Origin of the sequence: Streptomyces sp. WM6386 (assembly GCF_000972385.1) — a bacterium.
In the GTDB taxonomy this organism is placed as follows: Bacteria; Actinomycetota; Actinomycetes; order Streptomycetales; family Streptomycetaceae; genus Streptomyces.
In genome coordinates this window covers 1-653 of record NZ_JXTE01000347.1, presented here as the reverse complement: position 1 = coordinate 653, position 653 = coordinate 1, and the positions used below count along the sequence as shown (strand labels likewise).

Genomic DNA, 653 nt, shown 5'->3' with positions numbered 1-653 from the left:
CCGGGAGCCGGCTCCCGGACACGCCGTGGCTTAGCCGGTGCCCGGCTCGGCCGGGTGCTTGACCGACAGCCGGCTGCCGTCCACCCCCTTCGCCGTGGTCCAGGTCCGGCCCTCGTCGTACGAAACCTGGAACTCCGGCTTCTCGACCCTGTCCGCGATGGCCGTGCCCTCCACCGTGAAGGGCACCCCGCAACCGCTCTCCTACCTTCGCCGTGCTGGTCGGCGACTGCTCGGGCGAGAAACGGACCACGGACAGCGGCAACCTGGTCCGGCTGTCCGACAACGGCACGGCAACGGCGGCCTGGTTCAAGGGCCTCGCACGATCCACCCCTTGACCGCGACCTACTAGGCTCCCTGGCCGGGGTCCCGGGCGAACTGCGTCAAGTTCGTGGAGACGGGTTCGGGACGGCCGTTGTTCTGGGTGGGCGCGGCGGTCAGCACGTCGAGGTGCTGGTAGCCGTCGGCGACCACAGGGTCCAGGTCCGCCGGGACGCGGCCCGCCAGCAGGCCGTCGCCCGCGAGCACGGTGAGCGTCGGGTTGGCGGTGAGCCCGTCCGGATGGACGACGAGCCGCTTCACCTGGGGTGAAGTGGCCAGTTGGAGATCGGTGACCAGCTTGGTCGGGAAGTACTGCTCGGTGAAGTCCAGTGGCT

Annotated in this window: 2 protein-coding genes and 1 pseudogene; 1 reads left to right on the top strand and 2 read right to left on the bottom strand. The window is 70.3% G+C overall.

The window, feature by feature from the left end:
- Positions 1–30: 30 nt before the first annotated feature.
- A complete protein-coding gene (locus TN53_RS47660; protein WP_159038269.1) occupies positions 31–186 on the bottom strand; it encodes a hypothetical protein in 156 nt (51 codons plus the stop codon).
- 26 nt (positions 187–212) lie between these two features.
- Here TN53_RS47660 and TN53_RS49250 point away from each other — a divergent pair, with 26 nt between their 5' ends.
- A complete protein-coding gene (locus TN53_RS49250; protein WP_267886608.1) occupies positions 213–335 on the top strand; it encodes a hypothetical protein in 123 nt (40 codons plus the stop codon).
- 10 nt (positions 336–345) lie between these two features.
- Here the strand turns inward: TN53_RS49250 and TN53_RS41635 are convergent.
- A pseudogene (locus TN53_RS41635) lies at positions 346–653 on the bottom strand (hypothetical protein); the annotation flags it as partial.